At 69.7% G+C, this 21,317-nt stretch carries 23 protein-coding genes and 1 riboswitch; of the genes, 18 read left to right on the top strand and 5 right to left on the bottom strand.

Features of this window, described 5'->3' with window-relative positions; translation table 11 throughout:
* The 10 genes from AB0J64_RS50440 to AB0J64_RS50485 all read left to right on the top strand — a co-directional run.
* Window positions 1-414 (top strand): hypothetical protein (locus tag AB0J64_RS50440; protein ID WP_364044262.1); only part of this gene is annotated, 414 nt, incomplete at its 5' end.
* The gene (gene tilS / locus AB0J64_RS50445) at window positions 384-1,388 is read left to right on the top strand and encodes a tRNA lysidine(34) synthetase TilS (RefSeq protein ID WP_364044265.1); all 1,005 of its coding nucleotides are present in this window, start codon (window positions 384-386) and stop codon (window positions 1,386-1,388) included. The genes AB0J64_RS50440 and tilS, both read left to right, overlap by 31 nt.
* Window positions 1,389-1,398: 10 nt before the next feature.
* The gene (gene hpt / locus AB0J64_RS50450; protein ID WP_364044268.1) at window positions 1,399-1,950 is read left to right on the top strand and encodes a hypoxanthine phosphoribosyltransferase; all 552 of its coding nucleotides are present in this window, start codon (window positions 1,399-1,401) and stop codon (window positions 1,948-1,950) included.
* Window positions 1,951-2,188: 238 nt separating this feature from the next.
* Entirely contained in the window at window positions 2,189-4,183 is a 1,995-nt protein-coding gene (gene ftsH, locus AB0J64_RS50455) for an ATP-dependent zinc metalloprotease FtsH (protein ID WP_364044271.1), read from the top strand.
* On the top strand, window positions 4,180-4,758 hold the full coding sequence (gene folE / locus AB0J64_RS50460; protein ID WP_349447481.1) for a GTP cyclohydrolase I FolE: 579 nt from the start codon (window positions 4,180-4,182) through the stop codon (window positions 4,756-4,758). The genes ftsH and folE overlap by 4 nt, the downstream gene beginning before the upstream one ends.
* A gap of 57 nt (window positions 4,759-4,815) precedes the next feature.
* Window positions 4,816-5,673: a dihydropteroate synthase gene (gene folP, locus AB0J64_RS50465; RefSeq protein WP_364044275.1), complete on the top strand. Its 858-nt coding sequence runs from the start codon at window positions 4,816-4,818 to the stop codon at window positions 5,671-5,673.
* The gene (locus tag AB0J64_RS50470; protein ID WP_364044278.1) at window positions 5,670-6,116 is read left to right on the top strand and encodes a nuclear transport factor 2 family protein; all 447 of its coding nucleotides are present in this window, start codon (window positions 5,670-5,672) and stop codon (window positions 6,114-6,116) included. Before folP ends, AB0J64_RS50470 begins: the two co-directional genes overlap by 4 nt.
* A complete protein-coding gene (gene folB, locus AB0J64_RS50475; protein WP_364044282.1) occupies window positions 6,106-6,471 on the top strand; it encodes a dihydroneopterin aldolase in 366 nt (121 codons plus the stop codon). The genes AB0J64_RS50470 and folB overlap by 11 nt, the downstream gene beginning before the upstream one ends.
* A complete protein-coding gene (folK, locus tag AB0J64_RS50480) occupies window positions 6,468-6,971 on the top strand; it encodes a 2-amino-4-hydroxy-6-hydroxymethyldihydropteridine diphosphokinase (RefSeq protein ID WP_364044285.1) in 504 nt (167 codons plus the stop codon). Before folB ends, folK begins: the two co-directional genes overlap by 4 nt.
* Entirely contained in the window at window positions 6,968-7,417 is a 450-nt protein-coding gene (locus tag AB0J64_RS50485) for a DUF3180 domain-containing protein (protein ID WP_364044288.1), read from the top strand. Before folK ends, AB0J64_RS50485 begins: the two co-directional genes overlap by 4 nt.
* On the opposite strand, the gene AB0J64_RS50490 is transcribed toward AB0J64_RS50485, so the two are convergent.
* Both AB0J64_RS50490 and AB0J64_RS50495 read right to left on the bottom strand, forming a co-directional pair.
* Complete coding sequence (locus tag AB0J64_RS50490; protein ID WP_364044291.1) at window positions 7,414-8,481, bottom strand: acyltransferase; 1,068 nt, start codon at window positions 8,479-8,481, stop codon at window positions 7,414-7,416. The genes AB0J64_RS50485 and AB0J64_RS50490 overlap by 4 nt on opposite strands.
* A complete protein-coding gene (locus tag AB0J64_RS50495; protein WP_364044294.1) occupies window positions 8,478-9,623 on the bottom strand; it encodes an NADH-quinone oxidoreductase subunit D in 1,146 nt (381 codons plus the stop codon). The genes AB0J64_RS50490 and AB0J64_RS50495 overlap by 4 nt, the downstream gene beginning before the upstream one ends.
* Window positions 9,624-9,745: 122 nt before the next feature.
* Here AB0J64_RS50495 and AB0J64_RS50500 point away from each other — a divergent pair, with 122 nt between their 5' ends.
* Window positions 9,746-10,402, top strand: coding sequence for a DoxX family protein (locus AB0J64_RS50500; protein WP_364044297.1), 657 nt, complete (start codon window positions 9,746-9,748; stop codon window positions 10,400-10,402).
* Window positions 10,403-10,405: 3 nt separating this feature from the next.
* Here AB0J64_RS50500 and AB0J64_RS50505 read toward each other — a convergent pair whose 3' ends face one another.
* Window positions 10,406-11,617 (bottom strand): aminotransferase class V-fold PLP-dependent enzyme, encoded by a 1,212-nt coding sequence (locus AB0J64_RS50505; RefSeq protein WP_364044343.1) that lies wholly within the window; start codon window positions 11,615-11,617, stop codon window positions 10,406-10,408.
* Between the two features lie 121 nt (window positions 11,618-11,738).
* A riboswitch (SAM riboswitch) is annotated at window positions 11,739-11,854 on the bottom strand.
* Window positions 11,855-11,966: 112 nt separating this feature from the next.
* Between AB0J64_RS50505 and AB0J64_RS50510 the strand changes: the two genes are divergently transcribed.
* A complete protein-coding gene (locus tag AB0J64_RS50510; RefSeq protein ID WP_364044300.1) occupies window positions 11,967-12,716 on the top strand; it encodes a TerC family protein in 750 nt (249 codons plus the stop codon).
* Between the two features lie 29 nt (window positions 12,717-12,745).
* Window positions 12,746-13,909: a cytochrome P450 gene (locus tag AB0J64_RS50515; RefSeq protein WP_364044303.1), complete on the top strand. Its 1,164-nt coding sequence runs from the start codon at window positions 12,746-12,748 to the stop codon at window positions 13,907-13,909.
* On the opposite strand, the gene AB0J64_RS50520 is transcribed toward AB0J64_RS50515, so the two are convergent.
* Window positions 13,893-14,855 (bottom strand): SAM-dependent methyltransferase, encoded by a 963-nt coding sequence (locus AB0J64_RS50520; RefSeq protein ID WP_364044306.1) that lies wholly within the window; start codon window positions 14,853-14,855, stop codon window positions 13,893-13,895. The genes AB0J64_RS50515 and AB0J64_RS50520 overlap by 17 nt on opposite strands.
* A 194-nt stretch (window positions 14,856-15,049) precedes the next feature.
* Here AB0J64_RS50520 and AB0J64_RS50525 point away from each other — a divergent pair, with 194 nt between their 5' ends.
* The 5 genes from AB0J64_RS50525 (at window position 15,050) to AB0J64_RS50545 (ending at window position 20,728) form a co-directional block, all read left to right on the top strand.
* Window positions 15,050-15,277: a chaplin gene (locus tag AB0J64_RS50525; RefSeq protein WP_364044309.1), complete on the top strand. Its 228-nt coding sequence runs from the start codon at window positions 15,050-15,052 to the stop codon at window positions 15,275-15,277.
* Between the two features lie 309 nt (window positions 15,278-15,586).
* Entirely contained in the window at window positions 15,587-16,477 is an 891-nt protein-coding gene (locus AB0J64_RS50530; protein WP_364044312.1) for a DUF2520 domain-containing protein, read from the top strand.
* 13 nt (window positions 16,478-16,490) lie between these two features.
* Window positions 16,491-17,330 (top strand): pantoate--beta-alanine ligase, encoded by an 840-nt coding sequence (gene panC / locus AB0J64_RS50535; RefSeq protein ID WP_364044315.1) that lies wholly within the window; start codon window positions 16,491-16,493, stop codon window positions 17,328-17,330.
* Window positions 17,331-17,413: 83 nt separating this feature from the next.
* The gene (locus AB0J64_RS50540) at window positions 17,414-19,942 is read left to right on the top strand and encodes an L-aspartate oxidase (RefSeq protein ID WP_364044318.1); all 2,529 of its coding nucleotides are present in this window, start codon (window positions 17,414-17,416) and stop codon (window positions 19,940-19,942) included.
* Window positions 19,943-19,945: 3 nt separating this feature from the next.
* Window positions 19,946-20,728: a type III pantothenate kinase gene (locus tag AB0J64_RS50545; protein ID WP_364044321.1), complete on the top strand. Its 783-nt coding sequence runs from the start codon at window positions 19,946-19,948 to the stop codon at window positions 20,726-20,728.
* 52 nt (window positions 20,729-20,780) lie between these two features.
* On the opposite strand, the gene AB0J64_RS50550 is transcribed toward AB0J64_RS50545, so the two are convergent.
* Window positions 20,781-21,260 (bottom strand): hypothetical protein, encoded by a 480-nt coding sequence (locus AB0J64_RS50550; RefSeq protein ID WP_364044324.1) that lies wholly within the window; start codon window positions 21,258-21,260, stop codon window positions 20,781-20,783.
* Window positions 21,261-21,317 lie beyond the last annotated feature (57 nt).

A 21,317-nucleotide genomic window follows, 5' to 3' on the forward strand; every position in this document is an offset into this window, starting at 1 on the left:
GACCTGGGCCCGGCGGGCGCGTTCTCGCTGCTCTACTTCCTGATCGTGCAGATCCTCTGCTACGTCTTCTTCACCGTGCTGACCAGGTCGGGGAGCGGCGCGCCAGGCGCGAGCGCCGATGGCTGGTGCGCCGCCTTGGGAGCGCCGCGTCGGCGGGATGTGGCGCGGTGGGGCCCGGCGCTGGTGGACGGCGGCTCTCCCTCTGGCGCAGGTACGCGTTGGGTGTGCGGACGCGTGTGGCCAATGTGGTGCGGACGCGTGTGGCCGATGCCGCGCGTGGTGGAGTGCCGTGTCGGGCGGTTGGCGCGTGTGTCCGGTGCCCCGCGTCTCAGGCGTCGCGTCGCGCGGGACAGGGTGCTGGTGGCCGGTGGCGGCACGGGACAATGGCACCCGTGGGTCCACATCCAGCCGTAGCCGACGTGCGCAGGGCAGTGCGTGAGGCGCTGGCCGACGTCCAGAAGGACGCGCTGGTCATGGTGGCGTGCAGCGGCGGAGCCGACTCCCTGGCGCTGGCGGCGGCGCTGGGGTTCGTGGCGCCCCGGATGGGGCTGCGCGCCGGGCTGCTCACCGTGGACCACCAGCTCCAACCGGGCTCGGCCCAGCGGGCGAGGACGGTCGCGGACATCGGGGAGACCCGGCTGGACCTCCACCCCGCCGAGGTCCTCACCGTGACGGTGGGCACCGAGGGCGGCCCTGAGGCGGCGGCGCGGGAGGCCCGCTACCAGGCGCTGGCGGAGGCGGCCGACAAGCACCGGGCGCAGGTGGTCCTGCTCGGCCACACCAGGGACGACCAGGCGGAGACCGTGCTCCTGGGGCTGGCCAGGGGGAGCGGCGTCAGGTCGCTGTCCGGGATGGCGGCCCGCAGCGGCCGCTACCGGAGGCCGTTCCTCGACCTCCCCAGGGCCACCACCGTCAGAGCCTGCCAGGCCCTGGACCTCGTCCCCTGGGACGACCCGCACAACGAGGACCCCCGCTACACGAGGGTCCGCGTCAGAAACAGGGTCCTCCCCGTGCTGGAGGCGGAGCTCGGCCCAGGAGTGGCCGAGGCGCTCGCCAGGACCGCCAGGATGGCGCGCGAGGACGCCGACGCCCTGGACCGGTGGGCCGAATCGGCGTACCAGAATTGCGCTCTTAGCGATATTCCGGGCTCGGTGACGCTGGCCGTACCGGAGCTGGAAAAGCTGCCCGACGCCGTCAGGCGGAGGGTGCTGCGGCGGGCGGCCATCGCGGCCGGGGCTCCCTCGGGAGCTCTGTCCGCTGCTCATATCCTTGCCGTGGACGGGCTGGTCACGCGGTGGCACGGGCAGAAAGCCGTTGACCTGCCGGGGGGTCTGTCCGCCGTGCGGCGATATGGCACCCTGATAGTCGCCATCAGTCCCATCGCATAAGGAACCACAGGTGGACGCTGCCGACATGGGCAATGACCTGGAAAAGGTCCTCATTCCCGAGGACGAGCTCCAGGCGAAGATCAAAGAGCTTGCCGGGCGGATCGACGAGGACTACGCGGGTAAAGACTTGCTGCTCGTGGGCGTGTTGAAAGGCGCCGTCATGGTGATGGCCGACCTGGCCAGAGCCCTGCACGTGCCCGTGCAGATGGACTGGATGGCGGTGTCGTCGTACGGCGCGGGCACCAGGTCGTCCGGCGTCGTGCGCGTGCTGAAAGACCTCGACACCGACATCATGGGCCGCCACGTGCTGATCGTCGAGGACATCATCGACTCGGGCCTGACCCTGCACTGGCTCCTGGAAAACCTGAAGTCGCGCAATCCCGCGTCGCTGGAGATCTGCACCGCGCTGCGGAAACCGGACGCGGTGAAGGTGCCGATCGATGTGAAATACGTGGGCTACGACATTCCCAACGAGTTCGTCATCGGTTACGGGCTGGACTACGCCGAGCGATACCGCAATCTGCCCTTCATCGGCACTCTGGCCCCACATGTTTACAAGTAGCAATCTGGAACGCGGCCGGGAACACCGCACAACGTGACGTACGTTGATAGGGCAAGACCGGTGTAGCGGGCGGGTCCCCCCGTGCGCTCTGCCGGTGTACCTTCAGACTCTTGAAGGGTGACCGCGAGTCGCCTTCGGGTAGTCAGAAGTCGCGGTGTCGGATGCCGCGGCCCCGGGGCAGCCCGGGGTTCCAGGCCATGTTCAGGAAGGGACGGGCCCGCAAGGGGTTCCGCATCGGATGGATCTCAAGCGATTTACACGTGGGCCACTGCTGTGGATCCTGGGCATCGTCGTGCTGCTCCTCCTCGTCACTCAGCTCTGGAGTGGCGGCGGCAATTTCAAGCAGGCCGACACGTCCTTGGTTCTCCAGCAGATTCGCGCCGGAAACGTCAGCAACGCCAAGATTGTCGACAAGGACAACCGGATCGAGTTGACACTGGTCAACCCGGTCACGGTCAAGGCCGGTGATTCGCCGACGAGGCTGATCCAGTCCAACTGGGTCACGGGTTACGGCAGCAAGCTGACCGACGAGCTTCAGGCTCAGTACGACGCCGGCAAGACCAAGAGCTTCAACACCGAGGTGCCGCAGGAAAACCTCCTGGTGAGCATCCTGGTCAGCTTCCTCCCGATCGTCATCATCGTGCTGCTCTTCCTGTTCATCATGAACCAGATGCAGGGCGGCGGCTCGCGAGTGATGAACTTCGGCAAGTCCAAGGCCAAGCTCATCACCAAGGACACCCCCAAGACGACGTTCGCCGACGTCGCGGGCGCCGACGAGGCCATCGAGGAGCTCCAGGAGATCAAGGAGTTCCTCCAGGCCCCGGCCAAGTTCCAGGCGATCGGCGCCAAGATTCCCAAGGGCGTGCTGCTGTACGGCCCGCCCGGCACCGGTAAGACCCTGCTGGCCCGCGCCGTGGCCGGCGAGGCGGGCGTGCCGTTCTACTCGATCTCCGGTTCCGACTTCGTCGAGATGTTCGTCGGTGTCGGTGCCTCGCGTGTGCGTGACCTGTTCGAGCAGGCGAAGGCCAACGCCCCGGCGATCATCTTCATCGACGAGATCGACGCCGTCGGCCGCCACCGCGGCGCCGGCCTGGGCGGCGGTCACGACGAGCGCGAGCAGACCCTCAACCAGCTGCTCGTCGAGATGGACGGCTTCGACGTCAAGGGCGGCGTGATCCTCATCGCCGCGACCAACCGGCCCGACATCCTCGACCCGGCGCTGCTGCGTCCGGGCCGCTTCGACCGGCAGGTCACCGTCGACCGTCCCGACCTCGAGGGCCGCAAGGGCATCCTCAAGGTCCACGGCCGCGGCAAGCCGTTCGAGCCCAACGTCGACCTCGACGTCATCGCGCGCCGCACCCCCGGGTTCACCGGCGCCGACCTGGCCAACGTGATCAACGAGGCCGCCCTGCTCACCGCGCGGGCCGACCAGAAGCTGATCACGATGGACGTCCTCGAGGAGTCGATCGACCGCGTCATGGCAGGGCCCGAGCGCAAGTCGCGGGTCATGTCCGACAAGGAAAAGAAGATGATCGCCTACCACGAGGGCGGTCACGCGCTGGTGGCGCACGCGCTGCCCAACTCCGACCCGGTCCACAAGATCACGATCCTGTCCCGGGGCCGCGCGCTCGGCTACACGATGACGCTGCCGATGGAGGACAAGTTCCTGGCCACCAGGTCGGAGATGATGGACCAGCTCGCGATGCTGCTCGGCGGCCGCGCGGCGGAGGAGCTCGTCTTCCACGAGCCCACCACCGGCGCCTCCAACGACATCGAGAAGGCCACGGCCGTCGCCCGCCGCATGGTGACCGAGTACGGCATGAGCGAGCAGCTCGGCGCCCGTAAGTTCGGCACCGGCCAGGCCGAGGTGTTCCTGGGCCGCGAGATGGGCCACGAGCGCGACTACTCCGAGAAGATCGCCTCCACGATCGACGAGGAGGTCCGCCGGATGATCGAGACGGCGCACGACCAAGCGTGGGACATCCTGGTCCAATACCGCGACGTGCTCGACAACCTCGTGCTCGAGCTCATGGAGAAGGAGACCCTCTCTCGCGAGCAGGTGCTCCAGATCTTCTCCGCCGTGGTGGTCAAGGAGCACCGCCCGTCCTACGCGGGCTACGGCAAGCGGCTCCCGTCCGACCGCCCGCCCATCCTGACCCCCAAGGAGCAGTCGGCCAACGGCTCGCTCACCGGGGGCCACCAGGACGCCCTCCCGTCCGGAGAAAGTGCGTGACTCAGCACGACGTAGACCTGGGCCGGATCGAGAAGGCCGTACGCGAGATCCTCTACGCGATCGGCGAGGACCCCGACAGGGACGGCCTTCTCGACACGCCTGCCAGGGTCGCCCGAGCCATGGCCGAGCAGTATTCAGGGCTCGGCCAGAAGCCCGAGGACGTGCTGACGAAGGTCTTCGACGTCGACCATGACGAGATGGTGCTCGTCAGGGACATCGAGGTCTACAGCACGTGTGAGCACCATCTGGTCCCGTTCCACGGCGTGGCCCACGTGGGCTACATCCCCAACGACCGCGGCCAGGTGACCGGCCTGTCCAAGCTGGCCCGCCTGGTCGACGTGTACGCCCGCCGCCCCCAGGTCCAGGAGCGCATGACGTCCCAGATCGCCGACGCCCTCATGCGGGTTCTGGAGCCGCGCGGGGTCATCGTGGTCGTCGAGGCCGAGCACCTGTGCATGACGATGCGCGGCGTGCGCAAGCCGGGCGCCAAGACCGTCACCTCGGCCGTCCGCGGCGACTTCCGCACGAGTGACAAGACCCGATCCGAGGCGATGGCGCTGATCCTGGGTCGCTGATGGCCGAACGGGGACCCACGATGTCAACATGTGTGGGGAAGCGCCTAGGCTTGGCCCATGACTAGCGTGCCCATCAACGTGCCGGGAGGTGCGGATCGGTGCCTCGTCATGGGTGTGGTCAATGTGACCCCCGATTCGTTCTCCGACGGCGGCCTGTGGTTCGACGAGAGAGCCGCCATCCAGCACGGCCTTGACCTGGTCGAGGAGGGGGCCGACCTGGTCGACGTGGGCGGGGAGTCCACCCGCCCCGGCGCGGCCAGGGTGTCGCTGGAGGAGGAGCTGGCCAGGGTCGTGCCCGTGATCAGAGCGCTCGACGCCGAGGGAGTGGCGGTCAGCGTCGACACGATGCGGGCCGAGGTGGCCAGGGCCGCGGTCGAGGCGGGCGCGCGGCTCGTCAACGACGTGAGCGGCGGCCTCGCCGACCCCGAGATGTCGCGTGTGGTGGCCGAGACAGGCATCCCGTACGTCGTGATGCACTGGCGCGGCCACAGCCACGACATGGAGAGCCGAGCCGTCTACGCCGACGTGGTCACCGAGGTCCGCGAGGAGCTCGCCAAGCGGGTCGACCTGGTCCTGGCGGAAGGCGTCACGGAGGAGCAGATCGTGCTCGACCCGGGCCTCGGCTTCGCCAAGAACGCCCAGCACAACTGGGCGCTGCTGAACGGGATCCCGCAGCTGGCCGAGCTGGGCTACCCGCTGCTCATCGGGGCCTCGCGCAAGCGGTTCCTCGGGCGGCTGCTGGCCGATTCCGACGGCACCCCCCGGCCGTTCAGCCGTAGTGACGACGCCACGCTGGCCGTGACCGCACTGGCCGCGCAAGCGGGCGCCTGGTGCGTACGCGTCCACCACGTGGCCCCCAATGCCGATGCCGTGCGCGTGGCTGCCGCATGGAAGAGAGCCGGAGCAGGCACATGAGCGTCGACACCGCCGCCATCGAGACGGTCAACCAGGAGTTCTACGCCGCGATCGAGAGCGGCGATCTCGACAAGATGACCGAGGTCTGGGCCGAGGACACCGCCGACGAACAGGTCAGCTGCGTGCACCCGGGCTGGACGCTGCTCGCCGGCCGGTCCGAGGTGCTGCGGTCCTGGGCCCTGATCATGGCCAACACCACCTACATCCAGTTCGTGCTGACCGACGTCAACACCACCGTGCTGGGTGACGTGGCCGTGCTGACCTGCGTCGAGAACATCCTCACCGCCGGCGAGGAGGGCGAGGCCAGCTTCGCCGCGGGCAAGGTGGTGGCCAGCAACGTCTACATCCGCACCTCGCAGGGCTGGCGGCTGTGGATGCATCACGGCTCGCCGGTGCTCCAGGGGGACGACGACGAGGAGGAGGAAGGCGAGCTTGAGCGCTGATCGCATCGCTCTCAAGGGCCTGCGGGCCAGGGGGAGGCACGGCGTGCTCGCTGCCGAGCGGGAGCTCGGGCAGGAGTTCGTGATCGACGCGACGCTGTTCCTCGACACCGCGCCGGCGGCGGCCGGCGACGATCTCACCAAGACCGTCCACTACGGCGAGCTGGCCCAGGCGCTGGTCGAGGTCGTGGAGGGCGAGCCGGTCGCGTTGATCGAGACGCTCGCGCAGCGGCTGGCGGACGTCTGCCTGGCCAGTGAGCTGGTGGGCAAGGTCGAGGTGAGCGTGCACAAACCGGCGGCGCCCATCCCGCTGCCGTTCGACGACGTGGTCGTGACCATCGAGCGGAGCCGCGTATGAAAGTCGTCCTGGCTCTGGGCAGCAACCTGGGGCCCCGGTTCCAGACGTTGCAGGGCGCCGTGGACACCCTGTTCGACGCCCCTGGGCTGGAGTTCGTCAAGGCGTCTCCGGTCTACGAGACCGACCCGGTCGGCGGTCCCGCCGGGCAGAAGCCGTACCTCAACGCGGTCGTGATCGCCGAGACCACGCTGGCGCCGCGCACGTTGCTGGAGCGGGCGCAGAGCGTGGAGAACGCCTTCGGCCGGGTGCGCACCGAGCGCTGGGGACCGCGCACGCTCGACATCGACCTGATCGTGATGGGCGACACCGTCTGCGACGACCCCGAGCTGACGCTGCCGCATCCCCTCGCCCACGAGCGCGCGTTCGTGCTGGTGCCCTGGGTGAAGGCCGACCCCGACGGCGTGGTGCCCGGGCGCGGCCGGGTGGCGGAGCTGCTGGAGGGCGTCGACAAGGAAGGGGTACGCCTGCGCGAGGACCTGAAGCTGCAGAGGCCCGATTGAAGCTCACCCATCCCGGCCACCTGGTCGGCATCGTCATCGTCGTTGCGCTGATCGCGTGGGCGCTGGTCAGACCCGTCTACGCCGACCTGCCCCTCATGCCGTGGACCGCGATCCCCACCGTGCTGCTGCTGGCCATCGGCGAGGGCTACAGCGCGTGGACGACCAAGGCCAGGATCGCCAGGAAGCCGGGCACCAAACCGGTGGAGCCTTTGGCGGTGGCCCGGCTGGCCGCGCTGGCGAAGGCGTCGGCGTACGTGGGGGCGGCGTTCGCGGGGTTGTTCGCCGGGTTCGCTCTCTACACGGTGCAGATCTTCGACCGGGAGACGCCGCGATCGGAGTTCTTCATCGCGGCCGGGTCGTTCCTGGCCTGCGTGGCGCTGATCTGCGCCGCCCTCTACCTGGAGCGCGCCTGCCGCATCCCGAAGGACTCTGAGGAGCAGGATTAAGCACGTCGGCGCCCGAACAGGTAGATGACCGGGGTGGTGCAGATGAGCGGGCCGATGATCGCGATGGGGCGCTCCAGCCACCATTTCAGGTCAGGCGGGATATCGGTGCCCAGGTTGCCGAAGAGCCACCACGACAGCCCCAGCGCGATGGCCATCCCGGTCGTGTGGAAGAGGAAGAGCGGTAGCGCGTACCGGTTGATGAAGCCGTTCACCCGGCGCCAGGCGGGCCGCTCGAGGACGCGCTCCATCGACGGCCGCAGCACCTCCACCAGCCCGATCTGGAACAGCAGCAGGGCGACGATGACGAACGTGGGCGGCGCCATGTTCGACCACTTGTCGCCGGGCACGCCCACCATCGAGCCCGGGTAGATGCCGGAGTAGACCAGGCCGAAGAGGGCGAAGAGGCCGGTCCAGAGCACCGCGACGTCATAGCGCCTGGGCAGGATGACGATCCGGTCGTAGAAGAACCCGGCCTGGTGGGCGAGCCCCCAGACGAGGAGCATGTTGAGCCAGCCGGCCCACTCGACCCCGTATCTGAAGCGCACCACGTCGACCACCAGCGACGCGCCGCCGAGCCAGATCAGCGCCAGCACGTCGTAGCGGCGGTGCAGCCAGAGCGCCACCGGCAGCAGCGCGATCAGCACAAGATAGACGCCGAGGAACCACAGCGGGCTGAGCACCAGCAGCACCACGCGCCACATCCAGTCGACCCGGAACGTGAACGTGACCACCGCGCCGATGGAGATCCACGCCCCGGACAGGAACAGCGCCGGTAAAGCCAGCGCGCGGATGCGCCGCCAGACGAAGGAGCCGATGCCGACGCCGCGCGCCCGGGCCCGCTCCCAGGACAGCAGGTGCACGTGGCCGCCGACGTAGAAGAAGAGCGGCAGCACCTGCAGCAGCCACGTCAGGATCCACAGCCCGGAGGTGAAGCCCAGCGGGCTGGTGGGCTCGGGGCCGGTCGGCTTCCACTGCAGGATGGTGAACGCCCAGTGCCAGACCACCACGACGCACAGGCTCAGGGCACGGAGCCAGTCCACGTACTTGTCGCGCTCGGCTTTCACTTGTCGATGTCACCCACGACGAAGAACATCGAGCCGAGGATGGCCACCATGTCGGCGACCAGGTGGCCGGGGAGCATCTCCCGCAGCACCTGGATGTTGCTGTACGAGGCCGAGCGGAGCTTGAGCCGCCACGGGGTCTTGTCGCCCTTGGAGACCAGGTAGTAGCCGTTGATGCCGAGCGGATTCTCGGTCCACGCGTACGTGTGCCCCTCCGGCACCTTCAGCACCTTGGGCAGGCGCTGGTTGATGGGTCCTGGCGGCAGCGAGCGCAGGCGCTCGACGCAGGCGTCGGCCAGGTCGAGGGAGACCTTGAGCTGGTCGAACAGCACCTCGAACCGGGCGTGGCAGTCGCCCGCGTGCCGCGTGACCACCTTGACGGGCAGCTCGCGATAGGCGAGGTACGGGTCGTCGCGGCGCAGGTCGAGGTCCACCCCCGAGGCCCTGGCGATGGGGCCGCTGACGCCGTACTGCATGATCTGCTCGCGGGACAGCACGCCGACGCCCTTGGTACGGGCGATGAAGATCTCGTTGTGCAGGATGAGGTCCTCGATGTCGGGCACCCGGCGGCGGGTCTCGGCGATCGCGGCCGACACCCGGTCGAGCCAGCCGAGCGGCAGGTCCTCCTTGAGGCCCCCGACCCGGTTGAACATGTAGTGCATGCGTCCGCCGGAGACCTCCTCCATGACGGCCTGGATGCGCTCGCGCTCGTCGAAGGCGTAGAACAGCGGCGTGATCGCGCCCAGCTCGAGCGGATAGGAGCCGAGGAACATCAGGTGGTTGAGCACCCGGTTGAGCTCGGCCAGCAGCGTGCGCGCCCACACGGCCCTGACCGGAGGCTCCATGCCGAGCAGTCGCTCGGCGGCGATCACCACGCCCAGCTCGTTGGCGAAGCCGGAGAGCCAGTCGTGCCGGTTGGCCAGCATGATGATCTGACGGTAGTCGCGGACCTCGAACAGCTTCTCCGCGCCCCTGTGCATGTAGCCGATGATCGGCTCGGCGGCGGTGATGCGCTCGCCGTCGAGCGTCAGGCGGAGCCTGAGCACCCCGTGGGTCGACGGGTGCTGCGGGCCGATGTTGAGGATCATGTCCTCGGTGGCCAGCTCTTTCGCGCCCGCACCGATTCCGACCACACGTTCCGTCATATGGCCATGCTGCCACCGCACTGAACGGTGATCCAGCCTGGGGGCGGGTCAAGGAATCGTATGAAAGCGCATCCCTAAGACGGACACGGGGAGAAATAAGGGGAACGGGGGGAGAAAACACCATGAAGAGAGCTGTTTTCGATGTCGCGTTCCTGATCGCGCGGGTCGTGACCGGCGTGATCTTCCTGGCTCACGGCTTGGAGAAGTGGTTCGGCGGCGTCGCGGCCCAGGGCCGGGCATTCAAGGGCATGGGAGTCCCGATGCCCGAGTTCGCCGCGACCTACGCGACCGTCGTGGAGACCGTCGGCGGCCTCCTCCTCATCCTCGGCCTGCTGGTACGGCTGATGGGGCTGCTGTTGCTGCTCAACATGCTCGGCGCGATCGCGTTCGTGCACTTCGGGCACGGCGTGCTGGCCACCGCCGGCGGCTGGGAGCTGCCCGGCCTGCTCGGGGCGCTGAGCCTGCTGTTCCTGGCGCTCGGCGGCGGGCGGATCGGGCTCGACGGCCTGTTCAGCGCGAGATTCCGCAGACGCGGGGAGCGCCGGGCCGCCGAGGAGGAGCTCGCCGCGTACGCTCCCGGCGCGCGCGCTCCGGAACCCTCGAACGTCACGCCGGTGACCGGCGAGTCCACGAGGCCCTTGCCGTCCCAGGAACCACGCGTGCCCAGGCAGCCCGGCGAGCGCCGGGCAGGCATGGTCGACGACGATGACATGAGGGACATCGACGCCCTGGTCTCCGACGAACCGCCGCCGCCCCACAAGCCTCCGAACAGGGGCTGAGGGTCAGCGGGTGACGAGCTCCCGCAGAGCGTCGACGAGCCGGTCCACGTGCTCCTCCGTGGTGCCGATGCCGATCGAGGCCCGCACCGCGGAGGCCGTGCCGTCCTCGCAGCCCCCGTCGTGCTCTCCGAGCAGGTGGCGGACGAAGGGGTGCGCGCAGAACTTCCCGTCGCGCACCCCGATGCCGTACTCGCCGGAGAGCACCTCGGCGACCTCGCGGGCCGAGTAGCCGTCCACGGTGAACGACACGATGCCCACGCGCGGGTGGTCGTCCCCCCACAGCGACAGCTCGCGTACGCCCTCGATCGAGGCCAGCCCGGACCGCAGCCGGGCGATCAACCGCTCCTCCTCCCGCACCAGCGCGGTCCAGCCGGTGGCCGTGAGCGCGTCGCAGGCCGCGGCCAGCGCGATGGCGCCCAGCACGTTCGGGGTGCCCGCCTCGTGCCGCGGCTCGGGGTCGTCGTGCCACTCGATGTCGTCCCCCACGGAGCGCACCGCGCCCCCGCCCTTGAGGTACGGCTCACCGTCCGCGAGCCAGTCCCGCCGCCCGACCAGCACCCCGGCGCCGAACGGCGCGTACAGCTTGTGCCCGGAGAAGGCCACGTAGTCGAGGTCGAGCGCGGTCAGGTTGAGCGGGCGGTGCGGTACGAGCTGGGCGGCGTCCACCAGGATGCGGGCCCCGTGCCGGTGGGCGATGTGGGCCAGCGCGGCGATGGGCCAGAGCTCGCCGGTGACGTTGGAGGCGGCGGTGACCACGAGCAGCTTCGGGCCGTCGATCCCGGCCAGCGCCTCGTCGGCGGCGCGGACGGCCTCGCCGGGGAAGGCGGGCGGCGCCAGCCGTACGGAATTCTTCCAGGGGAGGAGCGAGGCGTGGTGCTCGGTGTCGAAGACCACGGTGGTCGTGCCGGCAGGCAGGCAGCTGGCCAGGAGGTTCGTGGCGTCGGTGGTGTTGCGGGTGAAGATCACGGCGTCGTCCGGGCGGGCGCCGACGAACGCCCGGACCGTGTGGCGGGCCTGCTCGTAGCGGGCGGTGGTGAGCTGGGAGGCGTAGCCCGCGCCACGGTGGACGCTGGAGTAGGCCGGGAGCGCGGCGGTGACGGCGGCGCTGACCGGCTCGAGACACGGCGCGCTGGCGGCGTAGTCGAGGTTGGCGTAGCCGACGAGCCTTCCGCCCTTGACCGGCACCTCGAGATCGGCCCCGAGCACGGTGGGGATGGGCCTGCTCGTGACGGCGGGAGCCGCCTCGACGTGCTGGGCGGGGACGGAGTTGAAGATCGTCAGGGTGGACACGGCACATCTCCCTCAGGGTCGTCGGGACCCCTGGAAGCAGCCATGGAGCCCGCGCTTGCCCGCCACACCTCGTGACGGACCAGGTCTTCACCCGGGGCACCCCGCCGCGGACGCGAGGGTTGCCGGCCAGCTAGCCGGGGCTTGTCGCTGGCACTCATGACCTACGACCCGCACTATAACTCAGACCCCACCATGAATCGCAAGTCGCGAACTATTGCGCCACGTCACTCGTTGCTACCGGAAACCCCGCCCACGTAGTCATGGAGGTACGCAGATGTTGGACTGGGTGACGGACCCACAGATCTGGATCGGCTTCTTCACCCTGGTCGCCCTGGAGATCGTGCTGGGGATCGACAACATCATCTTCATCTCCATCCTGGCCGGGAAACTACCCCCTGAACAGCGCGACAGAGCCCGCGTGATGGGTCTGGGCGCCGCCCTGATCACCCGCCTGCTCCTGCTGCTCGGCCTGTCGTGGGTGGTGCAGCTCACCGAGCCGCTGTTCGCCGTCCTCGGCCACGAGATATCGGGACGCGACCTGATCCTGCTGCTCGGCGGCCTGTTCCTGCTGGGCAAGAGCGTCACCGAGATCGGCCACAGCATGGACGCCCCAGCGGAGAAGGACGGCAAGAAGGCCGCCGCGGCCTCCTTCGCCTCGGTGATCCTGCAGATCATGGTGCTGGACATCGTGTTCTCGCTCGACTCCGTCATCACCGCCGTCGGCATGGTGGACCAGCTCGGCGTGATGATCGCGGCGGTCGTGGTGGCGGTGGTGGTGATGCTGTTCGCCTCGGGGCCGATCAGCAGGTTCGTGGACCGGCACCCGAGCATCAAGATGCTGGCGCTGGCGTTCCTGGTGCTGATCGGCGTGGTGCTCATCGCCGAGGGCTTCGGCCAGCACATCCCCAAGGGCTACATCTACTTCGCGATGGCGTTCTCGCTCGTCGTCGAGCTGCTGAACATCCGGGTGCGCGGCAAGCGCGCCCACCTGGAGCAGCAGGATCCCGCTTCTAAGATGAAATAGTGCGCTTTGACCCTTGGGATCCGAATTTTGTGGCTCACCCGTACCGCGTGTACGACGAGCTGAGGCGCGAGTCGCCCGTCAGCTACTTCGAGCCGACCGACCAGTGGCTGATCTCCCGCCACGCCGACGTGAACGCCCTGCTCAGGGACCGCCGCCTGGGCAGGTCCTACCTGCACGTGGCCACGCACGAGGAGTTCGGCAGGCCGCCGGAGCCCGAGTTCCAGGAGCCGTTCTGGCGCGTGATCAGGGCGGGCATGCTCGACGTGGAGCCGCCGGTGCACACCAGGCTGCGCCGGCTGGTCTCCAAGGCGTTCACGCCCCGCATGGTCGAGTCCCTGCGCCCCCGGGTCCGCGCCATCGCCGCGGGCCTGGTGGACGCGTTCGTGGAGAAGGGCGGCGGTGACCTGATCGCCGAGGTGGCCGAGCCGCTGCCGGTGACGGTGATCGCGGAGATGCTCGGCATCCCCGACCAGGACCGCCACCTGCTGCGCCCCTGGTCGGCGGAGATCTGCGGCATGTACGAGCTCAACCCGACTCTCGAGGCCCAGCACACGGCGGTACGCGCGGCGTCGGAGTTCGCCGGCTACCTCAAGACCTTGGCCACGGAGCGGCGACGGACCCCCGGCGAGGACCTGATCAGCGCGCTGGCGGGGATCCCTGAGCTGACCGACGACGAGCTGGTCGGCACGTGCGTGCTGCTGCTCAACGCCGGCCACGAGGCCACCGTGAACGTGACGGGCAACGGCTGGTGGGCCCTGTTCAGGAACCCCTCCGAGCTGGCACGGCTGCGCGAGGACCGTTCGCTGCTGCCCACTGCCGTCGAAGAGCTGATGCGCTGGGACACGCCGCTGCAGATGTTCGAGCGCTGGGTGCTGGAGGACATCGAGGTGCACGGCGTGGAGATCCCGCGCGGGTCGGAGGTGGCGCTGCTGTTCGGGTCGGCCAACCGCGACCCGGCGGTCTTCGAGGAGCCGGACCGGCTCGACGTGGGTCGCGTGGACAATCCGCACATCTCCTTCGGCGCCGGCATCCACTTCTGCCTGGGAGCCCCGCTGGCCCGCATCGAGCTCATCGAGTCGTTCGGTGCGCTGCTGGACCGGGCGGACACGCTGGAGCTGCGGCACACGCCGGCCTGGAAGCCCGGCTACATCATCCGGGGGCTGGAGTCGCTGGACGTCAGCGCCGCTGGCTGAGCCAGCCGAAGCCGCCGAGACCGGCCGGGTCGATCAGCTCGCCCTCCTCCGAGGCTCTGGCCAGAGCCCGTACGTAGGCCCGCGGATCGGCATGGGCGAGGTCGATGGGCGGCCGGGCGCCGGTGATCCCCAACGCCTTCAGCGCGTCGCGCTGTGTGGAAAACGTTGTGGATATCGCACCGGCCCCGCGTCCTGCCTCCGCGCACGCGTCGAGCGCCACGTGAGCCGTGATGTCGCAGGTCCCGTCGGGGATCGGGGCAACGACCGCGCCGTCGCGGTAACCGGTCAACGTGCCACAGAGCGGCCGGTTATCCACAGCATGTGCATAATCAATGGCAATCGCCCGGCCGCGGTTGAGGCGTACCAGGACGGAGGCCCAGGCCTCGTCACGGGGGCGGCCGATCTCCGCGCGCGCGCCCACCCGGGGCAGCGGCCACCACCGGTCGAGCCAGGCGCGGTCGTCGGGGCACAGCGGGCCGCCGAGGCGCTCCTCGCCCGTGTGCACGTCGACCATGATGAGGCGCGGCCCGTCGGCGGTCTGCTCGGCCACGTCGAGCGGCACGTTGTCGAGCCACTCGTTGGCGATGGCCAGGCCGGTGATGCCGCTGGGCACGCTCCGGCGCCAGGCGACCCGCTGGGGCAGCCCCTCGGGCCTGGGGGAGAGCTCCACGGCCGTGACGCGGAGCCGGTCGCGCAGCGCGGGCTTGGCGGCGGCGAGCACCTGGGTGACCAGCGTGCCCTCGCCCGCGCCGATGTCGACCAGGTCGAGCACGTCGGGGCCGCCGAGCTCGGCGTCCACCTCCGCCAGCAGGGCCAGCACCGCGTCGGCGAACGCCGTCGAGGCGCTGACCGAGGTGCGGAAGTGGCCCGAAGGGCGTTCGCGGAGGTAGAAGCCCTCCTCGCCATACAGCGCACGCTCCGTCGCGGCGCGCCAGGTGAGCCACATGTCCTGGACTATCTCATGACTTCTGGGTGACACGCATCGTTATCAAACGACTACTCATGGTCGCCGAGTTGCGGTAGCTTTACCCCTTGTCATCGAGCGATCACGTTCCGCCAACCCTCAATTGGCGGAGCTCTGTCGCTCCTCAGAGCAGAGCACCCAAAGCGGCTTCGGCCGCTCGATCGAGAGGAGCCACCGTGCTCAAGAAGGTCATGGTCGTCGCAGGAGCCGTCGCCATGCTGTCGCTCGCGGCCCCGGCGCACGCCGACATCACCAGCGGCGAGGGTGGCGTGCTCAGCGGCAACCAGGTCCACGTCCCGATCAACATCCCGATCGACGTCTGCGGCAACGCCGTGGCCGTCATCGGCCTCGCGTTCGCCGGCTGCAAGGGCGGCGCCCACGTCTACGCGCCGAGCCACCACTGACAGTAGTGAACCCGGGCCGGCGCTCGTCCGGCCCGGGCTCTTACCCCGGCTGGCCGGTCGGCGAGCGGCCAGCCGGCGCACCTCCAAGAGATCACATCCGCGCGGGCGTCGGTCCTGGATGAGGGACTCGGCGCCCGCTGCCATGCGATGGAACCCCTCTCCTCATCTCTTCCGACAGGGGGTGCACGTTTTGTATGCCCTTGTCGCTTTTGTCGTTAACTCAACATGCGGCAAAGCAGCGGTCACATCTGCAGTCGTCAAAGGCCGTTACGCTGGTCGGCGGTGCCATATCGACAGAGGTGTGACGTCATGGACGCAGGGGATCGCCCGGCACGGCTGACCGTCGGCGTGCTCGGAGCGGGCAAGGTCGGCTCGGCCCTAGGGGCTGCGCTGGCGCAGGCGGGGCACCGGATCGTGGCCGCGAGCGGTGTATCCGACAATTCACAGCGATGGGCGGCCGACCGGCTCGGCGTCAAGCTGTCCAGACCCGACGAGGTGGTCGCGGCTGCCCAGCTCATCCTGCTCACCGTGCCCGACGACGCCCTGCCCGACCTGGTCACAGGGCTCGCCACCACGGGCGCCGACCTGCAGGGGAAGATGCTGGTGCACACCAGCGGGGCGTACGGGCTGTCCGTGCTCGAACCGGCGGCCAGGGCCGGCGCGCTGCCGCTGGCGCTGCACCCGGTGATGACGTTCACGGGCAGGGACGACGACATCAACAAGCTCACCGGCATCTCGTACGGTGTGACCGCCCCCGACCTGCTGCGGCCGATCGCCGAGGCGCTGGTGATCGAGATGGGCGGCGAGCCCGTCTGGATCGCCGACGCCGACCGCGCGCTCTACCACGCGGCGCTGGCCGGGGCCGCCAACCACATGGTCACGCTCATCGCCGAGTCGCAGGAGCTGCTGGGGCGCATCGGCGTCGAGCACCCGGGGCGGATGCTGGGCCCGCTGCTCGGCGCCGCGCTCGACAACGTGCTGAGGCTGGGCATCGCCGGGCTGACCGGGCCGGTCGTCCGGGGCGACGCGGGCACGGTGCGCAAGCATGTCGACGCGCTGATCCTGGCGGCGCCCGAGGCGGCCGACGCCTACATCGCGCTGGCCCGCCTCACGGCTGACCGGGCACTGGCGGCGGGGCTGCTCAAGCCGGAGGAGGCGGAGCGGCTGCTCGACGCACTCGGGGGCAACATATGGACGTGACGGAAGGACGGTTATGGAGCTGATCGTCGCCAGGGGTCGGGACGACCTGGTCAAGGCGCGTCGTGGTGGTGAGGTGGCGCTGGTGCCCACCATGGGCGCGCTGCACGAGGGCCACCGGTCGCTGATCAGGCAGGCCCGTGCCCGCGCCGATCAGGTCGTGGTCAGCATCTTCGTCAACCCCCTGCAATTCGGCCCAAGCGAGGATTTTTCCCGCTATCCCCGTACGTTCGACTCCGACCTCGCCGTGTGCCGGGCGGAGGGCGTGGACGTCGTCTTCCACCCGGACGTCGAGGTGATGTACGCGTCCGACCGCCAGGTGAGCGTCTCGGCGGGCCACATGGGCACGATCGTCGAGGGGGCGTACCGCCCGGGCCACTTCGACGGCGTGCTCACGGTCGTGCTCAAGCTGTTCAACCTCGTCCAGCCCGACCTCGCGGTCTTCGGCCAGAAGGACGCCCAGCAGCTCGCCCTCATCCGCCGCATGGTCGCCGACCTCGACCTGCCGATCGAGATCCTGGGGGCGCCCACCGTACGCGAGCCCGACGGCCTGGCCCTGTCGAGCCGTAACCGCTACCTGTCCGACGACGACCGGCAGGTGGCACTGGCGCTCTCCCGCGCCCTGCGGGCGGGCGCGGCGGAGCTCACCCCGGCCAGGATCCGCGCGGCGGCGCAGGAGGTGCTCGACGCGGCCGGGCACCGGCTCGAGGTCGACTACCTCGCGCTGGTCGACCCGGCCACGTTCGCCGACGTGGACGAGGCGTACAGGGGGACGGCGGTGCTCGCGGTGGCCGCCAAGGTCGGCACGACCAGGCTGATCGACAACGTCACCCTCACCCTGAATCCCGCCTCCTAGAGAACCAGGACCCCGGGGCATGGGCATGCCGCGCCAGGCGTTATCGTCATGTTGACGAAATCGCCTCAGTGAGGAGACCCCTGATGAGTGCACCGGCGATTCCCCTGCGGCTGACCGCGCCCGCACCCGGCTGGACCGTCGAAGCGGACGTGGTGGTCGTCGGCTCGGGCGTCGCGGGCCTGACCGTGGCCCTGCGCTACGCCGAGCTCGAGCCGTCCGCCAAGGTGCTGGTCGTCACCAAGGACGTGCTCTCAGCGGGCTCCACCCGATGGGCGCAGGGCGGCATCGCGGCCGTGCTCGATCCCCGTGACACCCCCGACGAGCACCTGAACGACACCCTGCTCGCCGGCGTCGGGCTGTGCGACACGCGGGCCGTGCGCACGCTCGTCACGGAGGGCCCCGGCGCGCTGCGGCGGCTCATGGCCCGTGGCGCCCGGTTCGACCGCACTCCCGAGGGTGAGCTCCAGCTCACGCGGGAGGGCGGCCACCGGCGGCGCCGCATCGTGCACGCGGGCGGCGACGCGACGGGGGCGGAGGTGCAGCGGGCGCTCGTCGAGGCGGCCCGAGCCGAGCAGCGCATCGAGGTGATCGAGCACGCGCTGGTGCTCGACCTGCTCAAGGACGCCAGGGGCCGGGCCACGGGCGTGACGCTGCACGTCATGGGCGAGGGCGCCCGTGACGGGGTGGGCGCGGTGCGCGCCAGGGCGGTGGTGCTGGCCACCGGCGGCATGGGCCAGGTGTACGCCGCCACCACCAACCCCGCCGTCTCCACCGGCGACGGGGTCGCGCTCGCGCTGCGGGCCGGGGCCGTGGTGCGCGACATCGAGTTCGTCCAGTTCCACCCGACCGTGCTCTGGCTCGGCGAGGGCTCGACCGGTCAGCAGCCGCTGATTTCCGAGGCGGTCAGGGGCGAGGGCGCGTACCTGGTGGACCATGAGGGGGTCCGGTTCATGCAGGGCGTGCACGAGCTGGCCGACCTGGCGCCGCGCGACGTCGTGGCCAAGGCGATCACGCGCAGGATGCAAGAGACGGGCCGCGACCACATGTACCTCGACGGCCGCCACTTCGGCCGTGAGAAGTGGGAGTCCCGCTTCCCCACCATCTACGCCGTCTGCCGCGAACACGGCATCGATCCGGCGACCGAGCCGATCCCCATCGCCCCGGCCGCCCATTACGCGAGCGGCGGCGTACGCGCGGACCTGCACGGACGTACCTCGATCGAGGGCCTGTACGCATGCGGCGAGGTGGCCTGCACCGGCGTCCACGGCGCGAACCGGCTGGCCTCGAACTCCCTGCTGGAGGGGCTCGTCTTCGCCGAGCGCATCGCCGAGGACATCCACGCGGCACGCCCGACGCCCGGCGAGCCGGTCGAGGACCGAGCGGCGACCGGGCTGGTGGACCCGAGGGTCAGGCCCAGGATCCAGGCCCACATGAGCACGGGGGCGAGCGTGCTGCGCAGCCGCGGGTCGCTGCTGGCCACGGCCAGAGCGCTGCGTGACGCCCGCTGGACACCGGTCGAGGTGGCCGCCTGCACCGAGGCCTGGGAGGCCACGAACCTGCTCACCGTCGCCACCGTGCTCACCGGCGCGGCGGCGGCGAGGCTCGAGACCCGTGGCTCACACTGGCGCGAGGACTACGGCACCCGTGACGACAACGACTGGCTCGGCCATCTGGATGTGGCCCTGACCGAGGAGGGGCCCCGCATGACGTACACGCCTCATGGAGACGCGATGCCGTCGCGCCTGGCGCAGGAGCTCACCGCCGCCGGGCTGGACCCGGCCGAGGTGGACGCGCTGATCGACCGGGCGCTGGCCGAGGACCTGCAGGAGGCGGGCGACGTGACCAGTCTGGCCACGATCCCGGCCGAGCAGGTCTGCGCGGGCGACGTGGTGGCCCGCAAGGACGGCATCGTGGCGGGGCTGGCCGTGGCCGAGGCGGTGTTCGTCCGGCTGGGCGCCGCCCGTACGGACCGGAAGGCCAAGGACGGCGAGCGGGTGCGGGCCGGGGACGTGCTGATGACGGTCGAGGGGCCGGTGCGGGCCATGCTGACGGCCGAGCGCACGGCGCTCAACCTGCTCACGCACCTCTCGGGGGTGGCCACGCTGACCGGCAGGTGGGTGGAGGCGATCAGCGGCACGGCGGCGCGCGTGCGTGACAGCCGCAAGACGCTGCCCGGGCTGCGGGCCCTGGAGAAGTACGCCGTGCGCTGCGGCGGCGGCGTGAACCACCGGATGTCGCTGTCGGACGCCGCGCTGATCAAGGACAACCACGTGGTGGCGGCTGGCGGGGTGGCCGAGGCGTTCAGGGCGGTCAGGGAGCGCTACCCGGACCTGCCGATCGAGGTGGAGATCGACCGGCTCGATCAGCTCGAGGCGGTGCTGGACGAGGGGGCCGAGGAGATCCTGCTGGACAACTTCACGATTAAGGACACCGCCCATGCCGTACAAGTGGTGAAAAATCGGGCGAAAAACAGGGTTGCGCTCGAGGCCAGCGGGGGATTGACCTTGGAATCGGCTCGTGGTGTGGCCGAAACTGGCGTTGACTACCTGGCGGTGGGGGCGCTGACGCACTCTGCGCCGGCCCTGGACATCGCACTGGATCTGCGGGGGTAATTGATGCTGCTCACGATCGACGTCGGCAACACGCATACGGTGTTGGGGCTGTTCGAGGGCGAGGACGTCATCGAGCACTGGCGGCTGGCCACCGACGCCCGCCGCACCGCCGACGAGATCGCGGTCGTCCTCCAAGGCCTGCTGGCGCAGTCGCCGCTGCTCAAGGGGGCCGACATCAACGGCATCGCCATCTGCTCCACGGTCCCGAGCGTGCTCAACGAGATGCGCGAGATGTGCCGCCGCTACTACGGCGACGTGACGGCGGTGATCGTGGAGCCGGGCATCCGCACCGGGGTGCCCGTACGCATGGACAACCCCAAAGAGGTCGGCAGCGACCGCATCGTGAACGCGCTGGCGGCCATCGACCAGTACGGCGGCCCCTGCATCATCGTCGACTTCGGCACCGCGACGTCGTTCGACGCGGTGTCGGCCAAGGGCGAGTACGTCGGAGCGGTCACCGCGCCCGGCATCGAGATCTCGGTCGACGCGCTGGCCGCCGCCGGGGCGCAGCTGCACAAGGTGGAGCTGGTCAGGCCGCGCTCGGTGATCGCCAAGAACACCGTGGAGGCCCTCCAGGCCGGGATCATCTATGGGTTCGCGGGCCAGGTGGACGGCATCGTGGAGCGGATGGCGGCCGAGCTGGCCGACGACCCCGACGACGTGACGGTGGTGGCCACGGGCGGGCACGCGGCGCTGGTGGTGGGCGAGTCGCGCTCGATCGACGTCCACGAGCCCTGGCTGACGCTCATCGGGCTGCGCCTGATCTACAACAGGAACACGGCCTGACGCGAAGAAGCGGCCCTCGCCTCGGATGAGGAGGGCCGCTCACTCGTATGCGTCACTCGCTCTCGGCGGTGTAGATGTACGACCAGGAGCCGCACTTCGTCGGGTAGCTGCTGTACTGGCCGATCTGGCAGACCTTCACCCGCAGGCTGTAGACGTCGTTCTCCTGGAAGAAGAACTTCTTGTAGCCGGGGTAGCCGCAGTACTTCTTGGTGTAGACCGGAGACCAGTCGTGGTCGAAGTCGCTGGCCTCGAACTTCACGAACGCGCACTTGCCACCCTCGTCGGCGTCGCGGTTGTCCAGGTCGTAGAGCCGGCCCCGCACGGTGACCTCGTTCGACTCGCCGTCCTCGTCCCAGTTGACGCCGATCCAGCCCTGCGACTTGGCGAGGTAGTGCTTGGCGTAGACGGGACCCCAGGAGCTGGAGTAGTCGTCGCTGTCGGCCGTGCTGGCACTGGCGGCCGAAGGAAGCGAAAGGGCCACTGCGCCGGTGGCGGCGACGGCGAGTAAACCGGTAGCGATCTTCTTCAACATCTTCTCTCCTTGAGCTCCCCTTGGACCGGCTCCCTGCCGGCTCCCCCCTGAGCTCGT

Source organism: Nonomuraea sp. NPDC049695, assembly GCF_040674955.1.
GTDB lineage: Bacteria > Actinomycetota > Actinomycetes > Streptosporangiales > Streptosporangiaceae > Nonomuraea > Nonomuraea helvata.

Bases quoted from the DNA above. Each gene is read 5' to 3' on its own strand.
- tilS (WP_364044265.1), top strand. From the start codon at position 384: ATGGCACCCGTGGGTCCACATCCAGCCGTAGCCGACGTGCGCAGGGCA.
- ftsH (WP_364044271.1), top strand. From the start codon at position 2,189: ATGGATCTCAAGCGATTTACACGTGGGCCACTGCTGTGGATCCTGGGC.
- folP (WP_364044275.1), top strand. From the start codon at position 4,816: ATGACTAGCGTGCCCATCAACGTGCCGGGAGGTGCGGATCGGTGCCTC.
- AB0J64_RS50470 (WP_364044278.1), top strand. From the start codon at position 5,670: ATGAGCGTCGACACCGCCGCCATCGAGACGGTCAACCAGGAGTTCTAC.
- folK (WP_364044285.1), top strand. From the start codon at position 6,468: ATGAAAGTCGTCCTGGCTCTGGGCAGCAACCTGGGGCCCCGGTTCCAG.
- AB0J64_RS50495 (WP_364044294.1), bottom strand. From the start codon at position 9,623: ATGACGGAACGTGTGGTCGGAATCGGTGCGGGCGCGAAAGAGCTGGCC.
- AB0J64_RS50500 (WP_364044297.1), top strand. From the start codon at position 9,746: ATGAAGAGAGCTGTTTTCGATGTCGCGTTCCTGATCGCGCGGGTCGTG.
- AB0J64_RS50510 (WP_364044300.1), top strand. From the start codon at position 11,967: ATGTTGGACTGGGTGACGGACCCACAGATCTGGATCGGCTTCTTCACC.
- AB0J64_RS50520 (WP_364044306.1), bottom strand. From the start codon at position 14,855: ATGTGGCTCACCTGGCGCGCCGCGACGGAGCGTGCGCTGTATGGCGAG.
- AB0J64_RS50530 (WP_364044312.1), top strand. From the start codon at position 15,587: ATGGACGCAGGGGATCGCCCGGCACGGCTGACCGTCGGCGTGCTCGGA.
- panC (WP_364044315.1), top strand. From the start codon at position 16,491: ATGGAGCTGATCGTCGCCAGGGGTCGGGACGACCTGGTCAAGGCGCGT.
- AB0J64_RS50540 (WP_364044318.1), top strand. From the start codon at position 17,414: ATGAGTGCACCGGCGATTCCCCTGCGGCTGACCGCGCCCGCACCCGGC.
- AB0J64_RS50545 (WP_364044321.1), top strand. From the start codon at position 19,946: ATGCTGCTCACGATCGACGTCGGCAACACGCATACGGTGTTGGGGCTG.
- AB0J64_RS50550 (WP_364044324.1), bottom strand. From the start codon at position 21,260: ATGTTGAAGAAGATCGCTACCGGTTTACTCGCCGTCGCCGCCACCGGC.